Source organism: Paraburkholderia tropica (genome assembly GCF_914484835.1).
GTDB classification, from domain to species: Bacteria; Pseudomonadota; Gammaproteobacteria; order Burkholderiales; family Burkholderiaceae; genus Paraburkholderia; species Paraburkholderia tropica_A.
On sequence record NZ_CAJZAR010000048.1, the window covers coordinates 1 to 21,978 of the forward strand.

18 protein-coding genes are annotated in these 21,978 nt (G+C 63.7%); 4 read left to right on the top strand and 14 right to left on the bottom strand.

Translation table 11 applies throughout. The annotated features are described in order from the left end of the window. Positions 1-238 precede the first annotated feature (238 nt). The 7 genes from LDO54_RS15670 to rhaM all read right to left on the bottom strand — a co-directional run bounded on the left by LDO54_RS15670 (position 239) and on the right by rhaM (position 8,209). A complete protein-coding gene (locus LDO54_RS15670) occupies positions 239-1,765 on the bottom strand; it encodes a methyl-accepting chemotaxis protein (protein ID WP_224011607.1) in 1,527 nt (508 codons plus the stop codon). A gap of 337 nt (positions 1,766-2,102) precedes the next feature. Next, a complete protein-coding gene (rhaS, locus tag LDO54_RS15675; RefSeq protein ID WP_224011608.1) occupies positions 2,103-3,110 on the bottom strand; it encodes a rhamnose ABC transporter substrate-binding protein in 1,008 nt (335 codons plus the stop codon). Between the two features lie 137 nt (positions 3,111-3,247). After that, the gene (locus tag LDO54_RS15680) at positions 3,248-4,270 is read right to left on the bottom strand and encodes an ABC transporter permease (RefSeq protein ID WP_224011609.1); all 1,023 of its coding nucleotides are present in this window, start codon (positions 4,268-4,270) and stop codon (positions 3,248-3,250) included. Then, on the bottom strand, positions 4,263-5,318 hold the full coding sequence (locus LDO54_RS15685) for an ABC transporter permease (protein WP_224011610.1): 1,056 nt from the start codon (positions 5,316-5,318) through the stop codon (positions 4,263-4,265). Before LDO54_RS15685 ends, LDO54_RS15680 begins: the two co-directional genes overlap by 8 nt. Next, positions 5,315-6,850 (bottom strand): sugar ABC transporter ATP-binding protein, encoded by a 1,536-nt coding sequence (locus LDO54_RS15690; protein ID WP_224011611.1) that lies wholly within the window; start codon positions 6,848-6,850, stop codon positions 5,315-5,317. Before LDO54_RS15690 ends, LDO54_RS15685 begins: the two co-directional genes overlap by 4 nt. A 54-nt stretch (positions 6,851-6,904) precedes the next feature. Further along, a complete protein-coding gene (locus LDO54_RS15695) occupies positions 6,905-7,804 on the bottom strand; it encodes an amidohydrolase family protein (protein ID WP_224011612.1) in 900 nt (299 codons plus the stop codon). A 90-nt stretch (positions 7,805-7,894) separates the two neighbouring features. Next, on the bottom strand, positions 7,895-8,209 hold the full coding sequence (gene rhaM, locus LDO54_RS15700) for an L-rhamnose mutarotase (RefSeq protein WP_224011698.1): 315 nt from the start codon (positions 8,207-8,209) through the stop codon (positions 7,895-7,897). Between the two features lie 223 nt (positions 8,210-8,432). Between rhaM and LDO54_RS15705 the strand changes: the two genes are divergently transcribed. Beyond that, positions 8,433-9,461, top strand: coding sequence for a LysR family transcriptional regulator (locus tag LDO54_RS15705; protein WP_224011613.1), 1,029 nt, complete (start codon positions 8,433-8,435; stop codon positions 9,459-9,461). A 19-nt stretch (positions 9,462-9,480) separates the two neighbouring features. Here LDO54_RS15705 and LDO54_RS15710 read toward each other — a convergent pair whose 3' ends face one another. The 6 genes from LDO54_RS15710 to LDO54_RS15735 form a co-directional block, all read right to left on the bottom strand. After that, on the bottom strand, positions 9,481-10,263 hold the full coding sequence (locus tag LDO54_RS15710; protein ID WP_224011614.1) for an SDR family NAD(P)-dependent oxidoreductase: 783 nt from the start codon (positions 10,261-10,263) through the stop codon (positions 9,481-9,483). 60 nt (positions 10,264-10,323) lie between these two features. Beyond that, a complete protein-coding gene (gene rhmD / locus LDO54_RS15715) occupies positions 10,324-11,502 on the bottom strand; it encodes an L-rhamnonate dehydratase (protein ID WP_065065452.1) in 1,179 nt (392 codons plus the stop codon). A gap of 34 nt (positions 11,503-11,536) precedes the next feature. Next, positions 11,537-12,892 (bottom strand): MFS transporter, encoded by a 1,356-nt coding sequence (locus LDO54_RS15720; RefSeq protein ID WP_224011615.1) that lies wholly within the window; start codon positions 12,890-12,892, stop codon positions 11,537-11,539. A 95-nt stretch (positions 12,893-12,987) separates the two neighbouring features. Further along, positions 12,988-13,740, bottom strand: coding sequence for an SDR family NAD(P)-dependent oxidoreductase (locus LDO54_RS15725; protein ID WP_224011616.1), 753 nt, complete (start codon positions 13,738-13,740; stop codon positions 12,988-12,990). An 11-nt stretch (positions 13,741-13,751) separates the two neighbouring features. Beyond that, a complete protein-coding gene (locus LDO54_RS15730) occupies positions 13,752-14,624 on the bottom strand; it encodes a fumarylacetoacetate hydrolase family protein (protein WP_224011617.1) in 873 nt (290 codons plus the stop codon). 275 nt (positions 14,625-14,899) lie between these two features. Beyond that, a complete protein-coding gene (locus tag LDO54_RS15735; RefSeq protein WP_224011618.1) occupies positions 14,900-17,185 on the bottom strand; it encodes an NADP-dependent malic enzyme in 2,286 nt (761 codons plus the stop codon). Positions 17,186-17,355: 170 nt separating this feature from the next. On the opposite strand from LDO54_RS15735, the gene LDO54_RS15740 reads away from it, so the two are divergent. Next, a complete protein-coding gene (locus tag LDO54_RS15740) occupies positions 17,356-18,321 on the top strand; it encodes a LysR family transcriptional regulator (protein WP_224011619.1) in 966 nt (321 codons plus the stop codon). A gap of 97 nt (positions 18,322-18,418) precedes the next feature. Here the strand turns inward: LDO54_RS15740 and LDO54_RS15745 are convergent, their stop codons facing one another. Continuing rightward, a complete protein-coding gene (locus LDO54_RS15745) occupies positions 18,419-19,741 on the bottom strand; it encodes an MFS transporter (protein WP_224011620.1) in 1,323 nt (440 codons plus the stop codon). Positions 19,742-20,067: 326 nt separating this feature from the next. Between LDO54_RS15745 and LDO54_RS15750 the strand changes: the two genes are divergently transcribed. Continuing rightward, the gene (locus LDO54_RS15750; protein ID WP_224011621.1) at positions 20,068-20,811 is read left to right on the top strand and encodes an IclR family transcriptional regulator; all 744 of its coding nucleotides are present in this window, start codon (positions 20,068-20,070) and stop codon (positions 20,809-20,811) included. Positions 20,812-20,875: 64 nt separating this feature from the next. Then, positions 20,876-21,928, top strand: a complete 1,053-nt coding sequence (locus LDO54_RS15755) for a cyclase family protein (RefSeq protein ID WP_224011622.1) — start codon at positions 20,876-20,878, stop codon at positions 21,926-21,928. Positions 21,929-21,978 lie beyond the last annotated feature (50 nt).

The following is a 21,978-nucleotide window of genomic DNA, read 5'->3' on the forward strand; positions in this document are numbered from 1 at the left end:
GGCGCGGCGCTCGGCGGCGGCGCGGGTTCGGCGCTCGGCGGCAACATCTCGCGTTCGAATTCATACGCAGACGACTACTCGCGCGGCTATCACGGCAAGCGTCACCACGGCAACAAGCATCGCCATTGGGATTGAAGCGCCCGCTCCTCCGCGAGCACGCTTTAAAGAAAAACGGCACGGCGAATCGAATCGCCGTGCCGTTTTTTATTCGCCTCGCGCGTGAATCGCGAATCGACTATCAAGCGAGCCGGAACACGCCCACCGCTTCGCGCAATTCCACCGCCTGCTCGGCCAAGGCATGCGCGGCCGCCGACGCCTCTTCCACGAGCGCCGCATTCTGCTGCGTGACTTCGTCCATTTGCGTAACCGCCACATTCACCTGCTCGATGCCGGTGCTCTGCTCCTGCGAAGCGGTCGCGATTTCGTCGATGATGGTCGTCACGCGCTGCACGGCCGCCACCATGTCCTGAATCACGCTGCCCGCGTCGTTCACGAGCGACGATCCCGCGTCGATGCGCTGCGCCGAAGCCTCGATCAGCTTTTTGATTTCCTTCGCCGCCGCGCCGCTGCGCTGCGCGAGCGTGCGCACTTCCGAAGCGACCACCGCGAAGCCGCGGCCCTCCTCGCCCGCGCGCGCGGCCTCGACTGCCGCATTCAACGCGAGAATATTGGTTTGAAACGCAATGCCGTCGATGACCGCGATGATGTCGACGATCTCACCGGAACTCGTCGAAATGCCGCGCATGGTCTCGACCACTTCGGCCATCAGATCCTTGCCGCGCACCGCCGTGCCCGCCGCGTCGCTGGCCAGCAGCGCCGCCTGTTTCGCGTTCGCCGCGTTCTGGCGCACGGTGGCCGTGATCTGCTCCATGCTCGCGGCCGTTTCTTCGAGCGAGGCGGCCTGTTCTTCGGTACGCGACGACAGACCCTGATTGCCCGCCGCGATCTGCCCGCTCGCCGACGCCACGCCTTCCGCGTGTCCACGCACCTGGCTCACCACGCCCACGAGGCTGCGCTGCATGCCCTTGAGCGCGCGCAGCAGGAGCGCCGTTTCATCGCGTCCGCTCGCCTGCACTTCGAACGCGAGATTGCCTTCCGCTACCGCGCTCGCGCAATCGAGCGCGCGCGAAAGCGGCTTCGTCACGGTGCGGCTGAACAACCAGCTGCCTGTCATCGAGATGATGAGCGCGGCCACCATCAGCACCGCGCTGATCGCCGTCGCGTGGCGCGCTTCTTCCGCTGCATCGGCGGAAATCTGCGCACTGTCCGCCGCGATCTTGCGCGCGGCCTGATCGAGCAGCGCGGCGGGCGCGCGGTCCACGCCGGCCACCGCGTGATCGCCGGCCGTCGGATCGAAACCCGCCGCCTTGAATGCCGCGAGACCGTTGCGATAGCCCTCGCCCATTTTCGTGTGCGCACTCGCGAATTGATCGATCAGATCGCGGCTTTCGCCTGCGGGCAAACTCGCCTTGAGTTGCGCGGCGAGCGTATCGACTTCGCGCTCGCGCGCCTGAAACGCGGACCAATGCTTGTCGAGCATCGCCGGATCCTTACCGCGCAGCAGCGTGTCTTTCCATTCCTGAACCTGCACCTTGAACGCGAGCAGCGTGTTCATCACGGCGCGCTCGTTCGCCACGCTGCTCTGCACCGTCGTGCCGTACACGGTCAGCGACTGGTTCAGCGAGTAGATTCCGTAGAACGCCCCCGCGAACATCAACAGGAGCGCCGCCGCGAACGCGAGCGGAATCTTCAGGGTCAGCTTCATCGTCTATTCCTTGCGGTTGCCATGCGCGCCGCGCCGGGCGTCAATCGCCCGGCGGCCAGCGCCACGTCATGCTATCGGCAAGGAATTCGCAAACTGAAGGGACGGGAAGGCACGAAAAAAGACTCTTCCTCGATTTGATTTAATCAGACAAAAGCGCGATGCCACGCCTCGATGACAACAATAAACGGGGCCATGATTCGGGGCTAAATTCAGGGCTAAATTCAGGGGCCAAAAAAAGACCCGGCATCGCCGGGTCGTGTTGCCTTGCATCGAATCGCATTGAATCGCGCAATGCCGAAATGCCGAAATGCCGAAATGCCACGATGCTATCGATATTTCAGAAATTGAAATTGTCGATATTCGACGCGTCGAACGTGGTCGGCGGCCCGAGAATCACTTCGCCGCTCTTGCCGACGGTACGCTTGCCGAGCTTGCCCGCTTCGAACGTATCGCCTTCCTTGCCGGTGATCGTGCCCGACGCGAGATTCGCCGCCGCATAGGCCGCGAGATAGCCGAGCGCACCCGGATCCCAAAGCTGGAACGCCTTCACGGTGCCGTTCTTCACGAACGCGCGCATCTGGTTCGGCGTGCCGAGACCCGTCACCGCCACCTTGCCTTTGCTCGACGACGACGAGATATAACGCGCGGCCGCCGCAATGCCCACCGACGTCGGCGCGACGATCGCCTTCAGGTTCGGATACGCTTGCAGCAGGCCTTGCGTTTCGACGAACGACTTCTGGTCGTCGTCATTGCCGTAAGCGATTTTCACGAGCTTCATCTTCGCGTATTCGGGCTTCTTCAATTCTTCCTGCATCCACTTGATCCACGTATTCTGATTCGTGGCATTCGGCGTGGCCGAAAGAATCGCGAATTCGCCTTCGTTGTTCATCAGCTTGGCGACGAGTTGAATCTGGCCGCGGCCAATGCTTTCCGCGTTGGCCTGATTCACGAAGATCTGCCGGCCGTCGGGCGCGGTATCGGAATCGAACGTGACGACCTTGATGCCCTGCGCCATTGCACGCTTCAGATACGGCACGAGCGCGTTGGCGTCGTTGGCCGCGATCACGATGGCGTCCTGATGCTGCGTGGTCAGCGTGTTGATATACGAGACCTGCGAGGACGCGCCCGCATCCGAAGGACCGACGACCTTGCCTTCGCCCTTGAACTCCTTGATGGCGTCCATGCCGCCGTTATCGGCGATCACTTCGTACGGGTTGTTGATCTGTTTCGGCACGAAGGCGATCTTCAAGCCTTCCTTGATGCCCGCGGCGTGCGCGGTCAATCCCGCGCCCAAAAGCGTCGCGCACAGCAGGGCCGTGCACAGGTGACGTACTGGCTTCATCATGAACGTGTCTCCTCGATGGATGCCCGAAGCGATTCGGGCGCATGCTACTTCGTTGTGACTTCGTTATTGCGGCTTCGTGTTGCGTTGATGACTCGATTGCGACTTCGACTACGAATGAGGTCCTGGTGAATGGCGCGTCATGCAGCCTGCCGCGCGAGCGCGCGCCGGTCGCGCAGCGTGCGCCAGCGCGCCGCGAGATTCGGAATCAGCACCGAGGCGAGCAGCAACGCCCCCGTCACGATCGTGAGCGTTTCGCTGGACACGTCGGCGAGCGTCAGCGCATTCTTCAGGACACCGACAATCAGCAGCGAAAGCAGCACGCCATACATCGAGCCGCGCCCGCCGAAAATACTCACGCCGCCGAACAGCACCGCCGCGATCACCGACAATTCGAAACCCTCGCCGTTGTCGCCGCGCGCGCTCGTGAAGCGCAGCGTGTAGACGATGCCCGCGAGCGCGCTCATCACGCCCGACAACACGAAAAGGCGGATCTTGACCTTCGCGACGTCGATGCCCGAAAACGAAGCCGCCGTGCTGTTCGCGCCGATTGCGTAGAGGCTGCGTCCGAACGCCGTGGCTTGCAGCAGCAAGGTGAAGATCACCGCGCACGCCACGACAATCAGGAACGGCAGCGGAATGAACGTGCTGCCGAGGTTGCTCATGCCGAACAGCGTGTATGCGGGCGGAAAATCGGCAATCGCCTGATCGCCGAGCAGCACATAGGCGAGACCGCGAAAGAGCGCGAGCGTGCCGATCGTGACGGCCAGCGAAGGCAGATTCAGCTTCACGATCACGAGGCCGTTGAAAAGACCGGCGAGGCCGCCGGCCACGATCACGAGCACCATCGCGAGCGGCATCGGCATGCCCATGTGCCAGAGCACGCCGAGCAGCGCGCTCGACGCACCGAGCACCGACGCCACCGAAAGATCGATTTCGGCCGCGACGATGATGAGCGTCATCGGCAAGGCCATGAGTGCGACTTCGGTGAGATCCGCGAGCACGTTGCTCAGGTTCGCACCCGTGAGAAACACGTTCGACAGCAAACGCCCCGCGAGCAGCGAGAGCACGAGTATCACCACGAGCAGCGTTTCCCAACTGAGCGGCAGGCCCGGACGGCGCGTGAGCAATGCGGAATCCGGTTTGGAAGCAGGCTTAGCCATGATCGCGTTTCCTCATCATGCGTTTGGCGACGGAGCGGGCGAGCAGCGTATCGGCGGCGATGGCCGCGACGATCAGCGCGCCTTGAATGGCCTGCTCCCAGAATGGCGAGACGTGCAGCACGACGAGCGCGATACTGATCACGCCGAGCACCAGCGCGCCGAGCGTCGCGCCGAGTATCGTGCCCACGCCGCCTGTGATCGCCACGCTGCCCACCACGGCGGCGGCCACCACTTGCAGTTCGACGCCTTTCGCGGTGCTCGCGTCGACGGTGCCGAAACGCGCGAGCCACAGCGCGCCTGCGAGTCCCGCAATCGCGCCGCTGATCATGAAACCCACGGCCACGCGCCGTTCGACGTTGATGCCCGCGAGCCGCGCGGCTTCCGGGTTCGAGCCGATCGCATAGTATTCGCGGCCGGGCCGGAACTGCTTCAGATACACGGAGAGCGCGATAAGCAGCACGATCGCGATCAGCGCGAGCACCGGCACGCCAAGCAGCGATCCTGTAGCGAGACGCGAGAACGCATCGGGCAGGCTCGTGGCGTTGATCTGTCCGCCGTGCACCCACGCATAATCTGCACCCCGAAATATATACAGCGTCGACAGCGTGGCGACCAGCGACGGCACGCGCCCCACCGCCACCAGCAGCGCGTTGATCGAGCCCGCCACCACGCCGATCGCCAGCCCCGCGAGCAAGGCGACGATTACCGGCATATGCGGAAAAGCCACATACAGACTGCCGACCGCATACGCGCTCACGCCCACCGTCGAGCCCACCGAGAGATCGATATGGCGCATCAGGATCACGATCGTCATGCCCGCCGTGAGCAAGCTGACGATGGCGACGTTGAGCAGCACGTCGCGCAGATTCTGCAGATTGAGGAACTGCGGCTTCGCGAGCGACGTGCCGCCAATGATCAGCAGCAGCACGACGAACAGCGTGGTCTCGCGGCTTTTCGCGAGCGCCTGCATCAGTGCGGCCGGCCCGTTGCGCGGCGCGCGCGGTTCGCCGCCGTGCAAGGGATGAGGAGAAGTGGAATGACCCATCATGCTGCATGCCCCAGATGAATGTTGGTCTGACCGAGCGCCGCGCTCATGATGCGTTCCTCGTTGGCGTCGGCGCGCGCGATATCGGCGGTGATGCGGCCTTCGTGCATGACCAGTACGCGGTCGGCCATGCCGAGCACTTCCGGCAGTTCGCTCGAAATCATCAGCACGGCCATGCCTTCACGCACGAGTTCGGCGAGCGCGCCATAGACTTCGGCTTTCGCGCCCACGTCGATGCCGCGCGTCGGTTCGTCGATGATCAGTACTTTCGGCCCCGTGGCGAGCCACTTGCCGAGCACCACCTTCTGCTGGTTGCCGCCGGACAGCGTCCCCACGGGCGCATTCAGATCGCTCGCCTTGAGACGCAGCCGCGTGCCCCATTGCCCCGCCAGCTGCACTTCGCGTCCCGCGGAAATCAGGCCGAATCGCACCAGACGCCCGAGTACGGTCAGCGACGCATTGCGCGCAATGCTCAGTTCGAGCGCGAGCCCCTGCTGCCGCCGGTCCTCGGGCACGAGCGCGAGCCCGGCCCGCACGGCCGCCGCCGGCTTGCCCATCTTCAGCGGCTTGCCCGCGATCTGCACCTGCCCCGCATCGCTCGGATCGATGCCGAAGATCGCGCGCGCCACTTCGCTGCGGCCCGCGCCCACGAGTCCCGCTAGCGCGACGATCTCGCCCGCGCGCACGTCGAACGCGATGTCCTTGAAAACGCCGCGCCGCGTGAGGCCGCGCACGCGCAGCATCACTTCGCCGGGCTTCACGTCGGCCTTCGGATAGAAGGTCGCGAGATCGCGGCCCACCATCTTCGCGACGATGTCCTGCGTGTTCAGCGTGGCCGTGGGCGCGTCGAACACCTTGGCGCCGTCGCGCATGATGGTCACGTGCTGCGTGAGCACGAACACCTCTTCGAGCCGGTGCGTGATGAACAGAATCGCCACGCCGCGCTCGCGCAGCTTGCGCGCGATGGTAAAGAGCCGCTCCACTTCGGGCAGCGACAGCGCGGCCGTGGGCTCGTCCATGATCAGCACGTTCGCATTGAGCGACAGCGCTTTCGCGATCTCGATCACCTGCTGATCCGCAATCGACAAGCCGCGCACGAGGCGCTCGGCCTTGAGGTCGACACCGAGCGACGCAAGCAGCGCCGCCACTTCGCGATGCATGGTGTCGTAGTCGATACGCCCCACCTTGTCCACGGGCTGACGCCCCATGTAAATGTTTTCGGCGATCGATAGATCGAAAAACAGTGTGGGCTCCTGATAAATCACCGCGATACCCATGTCGCGTGCCTGAGCGGGCGAGGTGAACTCGCGCGCCTCGCCATCGACGAACAATTCGCCGCTATCGGGACGATGCACGCCCGCGAGTATCTTCACGAGCGTCGACTTGCCCGCGCCGTTTTCGCCGAGCAGCGCATGCACCTCGCCCGCCTTGAGCACGAGCGAGCCGTCCACGAGCGCGCGCACGCGCCCAAACGACTTGCTCGCGCCGCGCAGTTCGAGACGCGGTACGTCTGCGGCCTGGGTTTTCGATTCCACGCATGTCTCCTGATTAGCGGCTCGTGCTTGTTTTCGTGCGCGAGCGCGGATTCTCTAGATGCGATAAATGCGTTCGGCGTTGCCGCAAAAAAGCGCGTGCCTGTCGCGCTCGCTGGCGTCGCTCACGATCGCGGCATAGGCGTGCCACAAATCGGCGTAACTGCCGAACAGACGATCGACCGGGAAATTCGACGCGAACATCGCGCGCTCCACGCCGAATGCGTCGATGGCTTCGAGCACATACGGCCGCAGACTTTCCACGCTCCACGTGTGATCGAACATCGCCAGCCCGCTGATCTTCACCGACACGTTCGGGCAGGCCGCGAGCAGCCGCAGCCCTTCGCGCCACGCGCGCCAGCCCGCCACGCTGCTGCGATCGACGAACATGCCGCAATGATTGACGACGAGCGCGATGCCCGGATGCGCGCGCGCGAGCGCGGCGGCCTCTTCCATTTGCGCGGGATACAGTTGCAAATCGAATGAGAAGTCGTGCTTCTCAAGTAAAGCAAAGTGCTCGCGCCACAGCGTTTCGCGCATATAGTGGCGGCCCACGTAGTCATACAGCGAATTCGTGTGCACGTTGAGAATCTGGCGAATGCCGCGCACGCGTTTGAACGCCGCGTGCCGCGCGAGAATGTCCGGCGCGTTGGCCGCGCTCAGATCGCAGGCGGCCACGATGGCATTCGGCAAACCGTGCGCGGGATTGCCATCGGCCTCCGCGAGCGATTCGAGCCAGCGCGTTTCCTCCACCGGATCGGCGGGATCGTGATTCGCTTCCACGTGCACGACCTTGAGCACATGGATATCGCCGGCCTCGCGCACGAGATCGGCGGGCAAATAGTTATGCTTGAGTTCGCGCGCATCGCAGACGAACGACGTGGCGGGCTTCGCGAGCCACGGATAATGATGCGTGTCGAGGTCCCAGAAGTGGACGTGCGGATCGACGACCTGCATGGCATGCTCCTCAGGGCGAATCATGACGGCAGCGTGAAAACCGGTTCAACGGGTAAGGCGGCGTAAGACAGTCCACCGCTTCGCGCCATTTCAAGGCAGATGAAACACCGGCACGAGCGGCTGGGTTACCGGCACATTGCCCTCGCCCGTCTGCATGATGTCGGCCATGTAATCCCACCATTTGCGCATCACTTCGGTTTCGGGCAAACGGTCCATGCCGTGATCGGCGGGCCGTTTGAGCACGGCAAACAGCGCATGCGTGCTTTCGTCGAGAAAAATCCAGTAATCGCTTACACCCGCATCGCGCAGCGCCTGCGCGAGTTCCGGCCAGATTTCGCGGTGACGCCGCTCGTATTCGTCCCGCTTGCCGGGATCGAGCTGCATGCGAAACGCCAGTGTTTCCATGATCGTGTCTCCGTCCAGCTTCATTGCGCTGATCCGCTATTGCGCCGCTATTCAATGACTGTTTTGGCGGCGGCGCTGCTTATTTTGGGTGCGTCCTGGCGTTTGCCCTGGCCCGCATCGATTGCGTGCTTTTGCAGCGAGTCGAACGACTATAATTCGCCCATCGATAGCCAACCAATCCGATGTTGGGATCGGGCGATACATAAACCGGATCGCAGGACCCATGAACCATCAGACCGCCGTCGTCTCGCTCGTCAATCGTCTCAAGTTCAAGCACCTCGCCTTGCTCGTCGCGCTCGACGACGCACGCAACGTGCATCAGGCCGCCGACGTCATCAACGTGGCGCAGCCTAGCGCGAGCCGCATGCTCAGCGACATCGAAGAGGCCTTTGGTTTCCGCCTGTTCGAGCGCAATGCACGCGGCATGCAGCCCACGGCGCTCGGCGTCGTCACGCTCGCCTATGCGCGCCGCGCGCTGTCCGACCTCACGCGTTTCGCCGAAGATCTCGACGTCAAGCGGCGCGGCGGACACGGCCAGTTGACCGTGGGCGCCATCATGGGCGCCGCGCCCGATCTGCTCGCGCACGCTGTTGCCATGCTCAAGACCGAGCGGCCGCTGCTGCACGTGCGCATCCTCGGCGAAACCAGCGACCAGGTCGTGCAACTGCTGCATCGCCGCGACGTCGATCTCGCGCTCGGCCGTCTCACCACGCCGTTGCAGCACAACGATTTCAGCTTCGAGCCGCTGGCGCGCGAAACACTCGTGCTCGTCGTGCGTGCGCGTCATCCGCTCGCGCGGCACGAACAGATCACGCTCGCCGAACTGATGGACTGGCCGTGGGTCGCGCAACCTATCACGAGTCCCGCGCGCGAATTGTTCGAAGGCGAACTCGCGCGCGCCGGGCTCGCCACGCCGATGAATCTCACCGAATCGGCTTCGATTTTCGCCACGCTGCAACTGCTCGAAAGTTTCGACGCCGTGGCCATGCTGCCCGAGTCGGTCGTGCGCGATCACGTGCGCGGCAAGCTGCTCGTGGTGCTGCCGCTCGAAATCGGCAAGAGCCTGCCCGGCTACGGCGTGCTCACGCGCAAGAACGAAGCGCTCGCGGAACCGGCCGAGCATTTCGTCGGGCTGCTGCGCCGTTTCTCGCAGCCGTTCAAGGTCGACGATCAGGTTCACGATACGAAAGCCCAGCAACCGGCCCGATCCGCGAAGGCCGCTAAATCCACCATCGTCAACGGCCAATCGTGATTCCAGTGATTCATCTGGATTACTGAAGATTCACGAACAGGCCGCCGTCCACCAGCAGCGACGCGCCGGTCACATAGCGCGCGCGATCCGAAGCCAGAAACACCACGCATTCGGCTACATCGTCGGGCGCGCCCAGGCGGCCCAGCGGAATGCGTTTTTCGAAGTACGCACGCTTCGATTCGTCGGCGAGATCTTCCGCGTTCAGGTCGGTGGCGATGGTGCCCGGCATCACCGAGTTGCAGCGGATACCGTACGGTCCGAGCGCAATCGCGCACGACTGCATCAGCGAATGCACGCCCGCTTTCGTGGGCGTGTAGTGCGTCTGCATACCGCCGCCGACGAGCGCGCTGATCGAACTCGTCGCCACGATCGCGCCGCCCGTGCCCTGTTCCTTCATTTGCCGCGCCACGGCCTGCGTGACATAGAACGCGCCGTTCAGATTCACGCCGATGGTGCGTTCGAGCACGGCGGGCGGCATGTCCAGAAACGAATGAAACGGACAGACGCCCGCGTTGCTCGCAAGCACGTCGACCTTGCCGAAATGCTCCACCGTCTGACGCACGAGATCGACGCCCGTTTGCGGCGCGGCCACGTTGCCTTCCACGGCGATTGCGCGGCGTCCCAGACGCTCGATCTCGTCGAGCACTTCCGAAATCGCCGAGCGCCGTCCATATGTGGCGTCGTTATCGCCCCAGTAATTGATCGCGACGTCGGCGCCCTCGCGCGCGCTGGCGAGCGCAATGGCGCGTCCGATGCCGCGCGAACCGCCGGTGACGATCACCACCTTGTCCTTGAGCAGCACGATGCAATCTCCTTTCGTTGTGTCGAGCGAGCGCGCTTGAATGACGCTTGAATGCGTTTATTAATGCGAGTACGGCCGCGTGAGCTTGCAATCGGGATTCAGACGCACGCCGAAACCCGGCGTTTCCGGCACTTTCAGGCGGCCGCGCTCGGGCACCGGTTCGTCGAGCAGCAGCGGCGTGAACATCGGCACCACTTCGTCGGCCTTCGGCGCCATCATCAGGAATTCGGCGAACGGCGAGTTGTGACGCGTCACCACGAAGTGATAGCTGTAGACGGACGAACCATGCGGCACGACCATCACGTTATGCGCATCGGCGAGCGCGGAAATCTTGATGAGTTCCGTCATGCCGCCGCACCAGTTCACGTCGGGCTGAATGATGTCGCAACAGCCCATTTCGAGCAGCATGCGGAAACCCCAGCGCGTGGCTTCGTGCTCGCCCGTGGTCACGAGCATGCCGCGCGGCACGTTCTTGCGCAGTTCGGCGTAGCCCCAGTAATCGTCGGGCGGCAGGCATTCTTCGAGCCACTTGAGCTTGTATTCCTGCGCGGCCTGCGCGAGACGCGTGGCATAACGCACGTCCAGACTCATCCAGCAATCGTACATAAGCCAAAAATCGTCGCCGACTCGCTCGCGCATCGTCGCCAGCGTTTCGATATTCTTTCTGAGGCCTTCCTCACCTTCGGCCGGTCCGTGCTGCAAAGGCAGCTTGCCGCCGATAAAGCCCATTTCCTTCGCGAGATCGGGACGCGCGCCGGTCGCATAGAACACGAGTTCGTCGCGCACCGGGCCGCCGAGCAATTGATAAACCGGTTCCTGGCGCAGTTTGCCGAGCAGATCCCACAGCGCGAGATCGACGCCCGAAATCGTATTGAGCACGACGCCCTTGCGGCCGTAATAGAGCGTCGCGTAATACATCTGATCCCACATCTTTTCGATGTCGGTCACGCGCTGGCCTTCGAGAAAGCGCGCGAGATGTTTCTCGACGATAAAGGCGCCGATCTCGCCGCCCGTCGTCACCGCGAAACCCACGGTGCCGTCGCTCGCTTCCACTTCGACCACGAGCGTGCCGAGCACGTCGATGCCGAACGAGCGGCGGCTTTGCCGATACTCGGGATAGCGCGCCATCGGCGTGGAAATATGGTCGTCGATCCAGTGGCCGTCGGCCTGATCGTGATAGTCGGCGCCGCCGCCGCGAACCGTGAACGCGCGCACCTGCTTGATGGTTGGCATGGCCATGTGACGTTGCTCCTGAAAGTGGATGTCCGTGCGTTCAGCGCACGCGCCCGGCGGGCCGCTCGAAAGCGCCCGCGGTGCGTGCGCCCGCGCGTGGTACGACGATGAGTACGAGCGCCGCCGCGGCGAGGCTCGCGAGTCCCAGCAATTCGAGGCCGGCTGCGTGCGAGCCGAACCGTTGGTCCGCGGCAGCGCGCATCAGCGGCGCGATGAAGCCGCCTAATCCGCCGAGCGAGTTGATCAGCGCAATGCCGCTCGCGGACGCGGTGCCCGCGAGTTCACGCGCGGGAAAGGTCCAGAACAGCGGCTGCGCCGCGATAAAGCCGCTCGCCGCACAACAGAGCGCCGCCATCGCGACAATCGCGCTGCCCGTGGACCCCGCGCCGCCCGCCGCGCCCGACACCGCGATGCCGAGCCCGGACAACACGAGCAGACGCACGGTCCATGCGCGATGGCTGCCGAATCGATCGGCGCGGCGCGGCACGATCCAGGTGAGCGCCACGGCGCACAGCCACGGCACCGCCGCCAGCAGCCCTACCTTCAAGCCGACTTTCGCGCCCGCCAGCGAGGCAACCTGTTGCGGCAGGAAAAACACCACGCCGTAGACGCTCATCTGGATCAGCGCGTAAATCGCGGCATAGGCGAGCACGCGTTTGTCCACGAGCGCCGCGAGCGCATCGCGCGGGCCGTGCGCCATCGCCTCGCTCGCATCGACGCGCAACGCCGCCATCAATGCGCGCCGTTCGTCGATATCGAGCCAGCGTGCGTCGTCGGGGCGGTCGGTCAGATACCAGAACGCCCAGACGCCCACGGCCGACGCGAGTCCGCCTTCGACGAGAAACAGCCACTTCCACCCCGTCAATCCACCCACGCCGTGCAGATCGATCAGGAATCCAGACAAAGGTCCGCCGAAGATAAACGCCAGCGGTGCGCCGAAATAAAACACGCCGATTGCGCGCGCCCGCGACGATTGCGGAAACCATTGCGTGAGGTAATAAATGATGCCGGGGAAAAATCCCGCTTCGGCCACGCCCAGCAAAAAACGCAGCACATAAAATGAGGTGGGCGATTGCACCCACGCCATCGCGGCGGAAACGAGGCCCCACGTGACCATGATGCGGCACATCCAGATGCGCGCGCCCATGCGATGCAACAGCAGATTGCTCGGCACCTCGAACAGCGCATAGCCCGCGAAAAACACGCCCGCGCCGAAGGCAAACGCCGCGTCCGACAAACCGGTGTCGTGCTGCAAGGCCTTCTGCGCGAAGCCGATATTCGCGCGATCGAGAAAGGCGAGCACATACATCAAGAGCAGGAACGGCAACAGCCTGCGCATGGCCTTGCGGACCGCGGACTGCGCGTGCAAGGACGCCTGCGATGCTTCGCTCGACATCGAACTCTCCTGATCCGGCGGCGGAACCGCCGGGGTGCGCAGTGGGTTGTGATGCGCCCGGCTGGCCGGGCACATCGACTGACGAAGCAAGCGCTTTAATACGTCGCGCGGCCGCCCGACAAATCGAACACCGAACCCGTGCTGAACGCGCAATCTTCCGAGCACAGCCAGACGATCATCGCGGCGGCTTCATCGGGCATCAGGAAGCGATTCATCGGAATCTTCGCGAGCATATAGTCGATATGCTCCTGCTTCATCGAATCGAAGATTTCGGTTTTCGCTGCGGCCGGCGTGACCGCATTCACGAGAATATTCTTCGTCGCGAGTTCCTTGCCGAGCGACTTCGTCAAACCGATCAGCCCCGCTTTCGATGCACTGTAGTGCGAAGCATTCGGATTGCCTTCCTTGCCCGCCACCGAAGCGATATTGACGATGCGCCCATAACCCTGTTCGAGCATGCGCGGCACCACGGCGCGGCAGGTCAGATAGCTGCCGATCAGATTCACGTCGATCACGCGGCGCCAGACCTCGACCGGCAATTCCCACAGCAGGCCGTTGCCGCCCGTAATGCCCGCGCTATTCACGAGCGCATGAATGCCGCCGTGGTCTTTCACGGTCTGCTGCGCGGCGGCTTCCACGGAGTGCTCGTCCGTGAGTTCGACCTTTACCACCGAGACGCTGCCCAGTTCCGACAACTCCTTGCGCGAACGTTCGAGCCGCTCGGCGTCGATATCCCAGAGCGCGACGGCCGCGCCCGAACGCAAGGCGCGCTGCGCCACCGCATAGCCAATGCCGCGCGCGCCGCCCGTCACCACCATGACGCGATTCTTCAGATCCAGTTGGTTCATGGCGCCGTCCTTTATCGAGTGAATGCCGAAGCCTGCGCCGTGCTCGCCACGGTGCGCTGCTGCTGCTCGCCGAGTCCCGCCACGCCCAGACGCATGGTCTGGCCCGCGCGCAGATAAACCGGCGCGGGCTTCTGGCCCATGCCGACGCCGGGCGGCGTGCCGGTCGAAATCACGTCGCCGGGCTGCAGGCTCATGAATTGGCTGATATAGGACACGACAGTCGCCACGTCGAAAATCATCGTGCGCGTATTGCCTTGCTGATAGCGCTTGCCGTCGACGTCGAGCCACATGTCGAGCGCCTGCGGGTCGGGAATTTCATCGCGCGTGACGAGCCACGGGCCGAGCGGCGCGAACGTATCCGCGCCCTTGCCTTTGTCCCATTGGCCGCCGCGTTCGATTTGCCACGCGCGCTCCGAGACGTCGTTCACGACGCAATAACCGGCGACATAATCGAGCGCATTTTCGCGCGACACATATTGCGCCGTTTCGCCGATCACCACGCCCAATTCGACTTCCCAATCGACTTTCTGCGCGCCGGGCGGAATCACCACGTCGTCGTTCGGGCCGCAAATCGAACTCGTCGCCTTGAGAAACAGCACGGGTTCGCTCGGCACCGGCATATTGGATTCAGCGGCGTGATCGGAATAATTGAGGCCCACGCAGACGATCTTGCCGACCCGGCCCACGCAGGGACCGAGGCGCGCATCGGCGGGCGCGAGCGGCAAGCTGGACAGATCGAGCGCGTCGAGTCGGGCGAGGGAGGCCGACGAGAGCGCGGCGCCCGCGAGATCGGGCAGCACGCCTGAGAGATCGCGGATGCGCCCATCGCGGTCGAGCGCGCCCGGCTTTTCAATACCCTTACTGCCCCATCGGACCAGCTTCATGCGGTGTCTCCTGATATTGGACTTGAGCATTGCTCAAGCAATATAGGCAGTCCGCGATAGCGGAACAATCCGAATGAAGCATGGGGCAATAACAAAAGCGTATCGGCCCGATGCGAGTTGAATAATCACCGGCACAGAAAGCGGATCGCCCAAATAAAAAACGGCGACCCTGGTGAAAGCACCAGGGTCGCCGTTGTTCGAATCCGCGAACTCGTGAATCCGTGAATTCGTGAATTCGTGAATTCGTGAATTCGTGAATGCGCGGAATTAAACGCTTAGTCGCGGTTCGCTTGCAGCACCGTCAACGCCGCCATATTGATGATGCGTCGCACCGTCGAGCTGGACGTGAGAATGTTCACCGGCGCATTCACGCCGAGCAGGAACGGACCCACGGCCACGTTGCTGCCCGCACCCGTTTTCAGCAGGTTATAGGCGATATTCCCCGAATCCACGTTCGGGCACACCAGCAGATTCGCCGCGCCCTTGAGCTTCGAATGCGGCAGGATGCGCAGGCGCAGGGCTTCGTCGAGCGCGCAATCGCCGTGCATTTCGCCGTCGATTTCCAGATCGGGATTCTGCGCCGTGACCAGCTTGAGCACTTCGCGCATCTTCGTGCCCGAAGCCGAGCTGCCCGAGCCGAAATTCGAGCGCGACAGCAGCGCGACCTTCGGTTGCAGATTGAGCCATTCCATCTGGCGCGCGGCGGCCAGCGTGAATTCGGCGATCTGTTCGGCGTTCGGATTGTCGTTGATGTGCGTATCGACGATCGCGACCGTGCGCTTGTCGAGCAGCAGGATATTCATCGCCGCATACGTCTTCGCGTTGCGATGCATGCCGATCGCTTCGTCGACGAAACGCAGGTGGTCGTGATACGCGCCCACCGTGCCGCACACCATGCCGTCGGCGTCGCCGAGACGCACCATCATCGCGCCGATCAGCGTGAGACGGCGGCGCATTTCCACGCGCGCCATTTCCTTCGAAATGCCGTCGCGGCAGCGCAGTTCCCAATACGTGTTCCAGTATTGATTGAAGCGCTCGTCGTATTCCGGGTTGGTGACTTCGACGTCCTCGCCGAGCTTCAGACGCAGACCAAATTTCTCGATGCGCGCGAGCAGCACTTCGGGACGGCCGATCAGGATCGGACGCGCGAGTTTCTCGTCGACGATCACCTGCACCGCGCGCAGCACACGCTCTTCCTCGCCTTCCGCGAACACGATGCGCGACTTCGCGCCGTCACGGACGAACTGCTTGGCGGCCGCGAAGATCGGCTTCATGAACGCGCCCGAGTGGTACACGAACTGTTGCAGCTCGTTCGTGTAGGCGGCGAAGTCGTCGATCGGGCGCGTGGCCACGCCGTCTTCCATCGCGGCCTTCGCCACGGCCGGCGCGATACGCACGATCAGGCGCGAATCGAAAGGCTTCGGAATCAGGTACTTCGGACCAAAACGCAGATCGTACGCGCCATAGGCTGCCGCGACCGAGTCGTTCAGTTCTTCTTCGGCCAGCTGCGCGATCGCGTGCACGGCCGCGATTTCCATCTTGCGCGTGATGGTCGTCGCGCCCACGTCGAGCGCGCCGCGGAAGATGTACGGGAAGCACAGCACGTTGTTGACCTGGTTCGGGAAGTCCGAACGGCCCGTGGCCAGCACTGCGTCGGGGCGCGCTTCGAGCGCGATTTCCGGGAAGATTTCCGGCGTCGGGTTGGCGAGCGCGAGAATCAGCGGCTTGTCGGCCATCTTCTTGACCATCTCGGCCTTGAGCACGCCGCCCGCCGAAAGGCCGAGGAACACGTCTGCGCCGTCGATCACTTCGCTCAGCGAACGCGCGGAGGTGTCCTGCGCGAAGCGCTCCTTGTCCGGGTCCATCAGCGTCGTGCGGCCTTGATAGACCACGCCGTCGATGTCCGTCACCCAGATGTTCTGGAGCGGCAGGCCCAGATCGACCATCAGGTCCAGACAGGCCAGCGCCGCCGCGCCCGCGCCCGAGGTCACGACCTTGACCTTCGAAATATCCTTGCCGACAACCTTCAGACCATTGAGGAACGCCGCCGAAACGGTAATGGCCGTGCCGTGCTGATCGTCGTGGAAGACCGGAATCTTCATGCGCTCGCGCAGCTTGCGCTCGACCGTGAAGCAGTCCGGCGCCTTGATGTCTTCCAGATTGATGCCGCCGAACGTGGCTTCGAGGCTCGCGATGATGTCGACGAGCTTGTCCGGGTCGCTTTCGGTGACTTCGATGTCGAACACGTCGATGCCGGCGAACTTCTTGAACAGCACCGCCTTGCCTTCCATGACCGGCTTCGACGCGAGCGCGCCGATATTGCCCAGACCGAGCACGGCCGTGCCGTTCGTGATCACGCCCACCAGATTGCCGCGCGCGGTGTAACGGAACGAGTTCTGCGGATCGGTGACGATTTCCTCGCAGGCCACGGCCACGCCCGGCGTGTAGGCCAGTGCGAGGTCGCGCTGCGTGACGAGCGGCTTGCTGGCCGTCACGGAAATCTTGCCCGGCGTGGGGAACTCGTGATATTCGAGGGCGGCCTGACGATCGGTCTTGTTCATGTTCCTCACTCTGATAGTGTGCCGGGCGCGCGGACGGCGCGGCGGTCATGTTCGAATGAGGCGATTCTAGTGAGCCGTCATAAGCTCCCCATTTTGATTTAGTATGGGGCCATTATTTTTTCCTGATGCCTCCCCGGATACCGCCCCGGTAGCCCGTGGACAAGCGGAACGTGTCTTTCAGTACCGAAGAAGTCACCCGGCGCCTCAATACGCGCCTGAAAATGCGTCACCTCGTGCTGCTGCTGCAGATCCGCCAGCACGGGTCGCTCACGCGCGTGGCCGAGCACATGGCCACGAGCCAGCCCGCCGTCACCAATGCGCTCGCCGAAATGGAGAGCATGTTCGGCGCGCCGCTGTTCGACCGCTCGCCGCGCGGCATGACGCCCACGGCGCTCGGCAACGTGGTGCTCGCGCGCGCCCAGGCCATGCTGCACGATCTCGACCACCTCGCGCGCGACATCGAGGCCGTGCAGTCGGGCCACGCCGCGCGCCTGCACGTGGGCGTGATCCCGTTTATTTCGGGGCGCACGCTCGCCGCGGCGATCCGGCTCGCGCAGTCGCGCCTGCCGCAGCGCGTGACCATGACGATTCACGAAGGCACCAGCGACGCGCTGCTGCCGCAACTGCGCGACCATACGCTCGATATCGTGATCGGCCGCGCATCGGCGACCGTCGACGTCGCGCAACTGCGCTTCGAGGTGCTGCATCAGCAGACGCCGCGGCTGATCGCAAGCCGCCGTCTCGCGGCGCGGCTCGGGCGCAGCAAGGCGAACTGGCAGAAGCTCGCCGAACTTGACTGGATTCTGGGCGCGCCCAATACACCCATCCGCGAGCAGATCGACGATCTGTTCCTGCATGCGGGCGTCTCGCCGCCCGTGCCGATCGTCGAGAGTTATACGTCGCGGCTGATCGGTGAAATGATCGTCGCCAACGACGACGCCGTCTCGATCGTGCCCGCCGATATCGCCGAGGAACTCGTGCATATCGCGGGCGTGGCGATCGTGCCCTACACCTTCGACTGGACGCTGCCGCCCATCGCGCTGTTCACGCGCGCGGGCGTGGCGCGCGAGGTCGACACCGTGTTCGGGCAGGCGCTGCACGAGCGCTATCTGGAAGTGGAGCGGGCGCGGCGCTGAATTCCGCGCTGAATTCTGCTCGCTCAATACAAACAGGGCGCGGTTCTCACCGCGCCCTGTTTGCTTCTATCCGCTTCTATTAATCAGTCACACGCGATCAGGTCCGCGCCGTCACCACGCGCTGCGTGCTCGGCGTGCCTTCGCCCTGCATGCGCGTCACCAGCATCAGCGCGCAGACGAGCGTGATGATCACGTGCACGATGCCCAGCGCGACCACCGAAAGAATGCTGCCCGTGGCGCTCAGCAGGAACTGGCCGAGAATCGGCGTGGTGCCCGCGAACAGCATCCCGCAGATCTGATACGCGAGCGAAATGCCCGTATAACGCACTTGCGCCGGGAACGCCTTCGCGAGCATGCCGGCCATCGCCGCGTAATAGAGCGAATGCGGAATCGAGGCGAGCGCCATGCCGATCATCGCGAGCTTCGTCGAGCCGGTGGCGATCAGCGAGAACATGATCGGCAACGCGACGATTTCCGGCACGAGCATATAGACGATCGCCTTCTTCAGATCGAGCTTCGTGGCCAGCACCGCGCCGAACGGCTGCACGATCAATTGCACGACGATAGCGAACGTAATCACGCTCAGGAACTGCGTGCGGTCGAAACCGATCGAGGTCACCGCCCACGAGAGCGCGAACGTGGTCTTGAAGTAAGTCGCCGACAGCGCGATCACGCAAGCGCCCACGCCCATCGCCACGAGCGCCTTGTGATGGCGCAGCACTTCGCCGATCGGCAGCTTCGCGACCTTGTTCTTCGCCTGCAACTCCTTCATCGCGGGCGATTCGTCCACGCTCATGCGGATAAACAAACCCACGCCGACGAGCACCGCCGACATCAGGAACGGCACGCGCCAGCCCCAGGTCATGAACTGGTGGTCGGGCAACGTCGAGATCACGAGAAACGCGACCGTCGCCAGCAGATTACCGGCGGGCGAGCCCTGCTGCGCGAACGCCGAATAGAAAATCTCCTTGCCCTTGGGCGCATGCTCCGACGAAAGCACGACCGCGCCGCCCCACTCGCCGCCCATCGCGATGCCTTGCAGCAGGCGCAGGAAAATCAGCAGCACGGGCGCGAGCACGCCCACCTGTTGATACGTGGGCAGCACGCCCATCAAGGTCGTGCAGCCGCCCATCAGCATCAGCGTGATGATCAGCGTTTTCTTGCGGCCGACGCGGTCGCCGAGATGGCCGAACACAATGCCGCCAATCGGGCGTGCGAGAAAACCCACCCAGAACGAAGCGAACGCGGCGAGCGTGCCCACCATCGGCGAGGTCGAGGGGAAAAACAGCTTGCCGAGCACGAGCGCTGCGGCCGTGCTGTACGCGTAGAAGTCGTACCACTCGATCGTCGTGCCGACGAACGAGGCGATGCCGGCCTTGCGGGCCTGGCGATGCTGGGTGTCGAGAGGGGTGGCTGCCAAGGTACGTCTCCATTTTTCGATTGCTGTCCGCGCGTTTCCGATGCGAAACACGCGGATTTCCGTCTTCTTTCCGATTGGAAACAGGGCGTCGTGGTGTCGATCCGCGATCGGCCGATGTGTCGCTGCACATGTTCGTATATCGAACGTCTTATGCGTTTTACGAACAGCTAACGGAAGCTGCGGACTATGGAGCGGCCGCTTCATAGCGTCAACCAAGGGATAACCCGAGGCGCCGCCGCGCTCAATCTGGACGGCGGCCCGCGCGTTTTAGGTGTTTACCCGTAAGCGTATTGTCAGACCGCTATCGGTATGTCGATAATGCTCTCATGGATGTGAAAACTGCAGTCCGCGTCTTCGATGTGATCAACCTCTTTGCCGAAGTCCGGCAACCGATGATCTACAGCGAAATTGCGCGTCGAACCGAGATCCCGCTTTCGAGCTGTCATGCCCTGTTGCAGACGATGGTGGCCAAGGGCTACCTCTACGCGCCGGGCGTGAAGGCGGGCTATTACCCCACTCAACGCCTGCTGCATGTCGCGCGCGACATTTGCAGCGAGGACCCGTTGACGCTGATGTTCCAGCCGCTGCTCTCGGCGCTGCGCGACGCAACCGGCGAAACCGCCGCGCTCGCCACGCTCGCGGGCAATCGCGTCGTCTATCTCGACGTGATGGAGTCGCGCCAGAAGATCCGCTACAGCGACGAGCCCGGCGGCTTCATGTCGATCGCGAGCGCCGCGGGCAAGGCGCTGCTCGGCGCGCTCGCGCCCGCCGCGCGCCGCAAGCTGCTCGACACTTGCTCGCCGCCGCTGCTTGCGACGGACGGACGCGAAATCGACCGCACCGTGTTCGAGCGCGAAGTCGAGCAAGGCGTGATCGACGGCTGGCATCGCTCGACGGGCGAAAGCGTGGAAGACGTGGCCGGCCTCGCGCGCGGTTTCCTGATTCATGGCGAAGCGTTCGCGCTCGTCATCGGCGCGCCCAAGGCGCGGCTCTTAAAAAACGAGCAGCACGCCGTGCAGGCGCTGCTCGAGGTGTACGCACAAATCCCGCCGTCGCTGCTCGCGATCTGAGCGCGCCGCCGCGGCCTTCGCCGCGCACGGAAGCGGGAAAAGTGCGGGAATGGAGGAAGACAGCATGCGTTGGAAGAACCGGCCGGAAGGCTCGAACTGGGGCGACTTCGGTCCCGACGATCAGTTGGGGCGTCCCAACCTCATCGGCACGGAACAGGTGCTCAAGGGCGCGCGCGAGATTCGCGCGGGCCTGAGCTTCACGCTCTCGCTGCCGCTCGATTTTCCGGGCGACAGCAAGCTGAATGTGCGCCGCCATCCGCCGGTGCTGCGCCCCACGTTCCGCGACGGCCTGCCCTATGTGAACTTCCCGTTCGCGCGCAACGAAGCGGGCGCGACCGACGTGGTCAGCGACGACCAGGTGCTGCTCTCGCTGCAATATTCGACGCAATGGGACGCGCTTGCGCACGTGGGCGCGCGCTTCGACGCCAATGGCGACGGCGTGGCCGAAAGCGTCTATTACAACGGCTATCGCGCGAACGATCACATCGTCGGCCCGGTGGACTATCGCGCGGAAAACAACTTCGCGCCGCACGCCTGCGGCGGCGATCACAGCCACGCCGACGTGCTCGGCATCGAAAATCTCGCAGTGAAAGGCATGCAGGGCCGTGGCGTGCTGATCGATTTCGCCGCGCATTTCGGCCGCGAATTCCGCACCGTCGGTTACGACGATCTGATGCGCGTGATCGAAGCGGACAAGATCGAAGTCGAACGCGGCGACATGCTGGTGCTGCGCACGGGTTTCGCCGAAATGGTGCTGGAAATGAATCGCCAGCCCGACGAAGCCGCGCTCGCGAGCCATTGCAGCGCGCTCGACGGCCGCGACGAGAAACTGCTGCAATGGATCACCGATTCGGGCATCGCCGCGCTGGCCGCCGACAACTACGCCGTCGAACGCTATCCGGCGCGCACGCCCGCCACGCCGGGCGAGCATCCGCTCATGCCGCTGCATCATCACTGTCTGTTCAAGCTGGGCCTGCCGCTCGGCGAACTCTGGTATTTGCGCGATCTCGCGCTGTGGCTGCGCGAGCACGGACGCACGCGTTTCATGCTCACCGCGCCGCCGCTGCGCCTGCCGGGCGCGATGGGTTCGCCCGTCACGCCGGTCGCCACGGTTTGATTCGAATTTCGATTCGATCCCTTTTAGTTAGCATTCCTGCTATTTTCGAT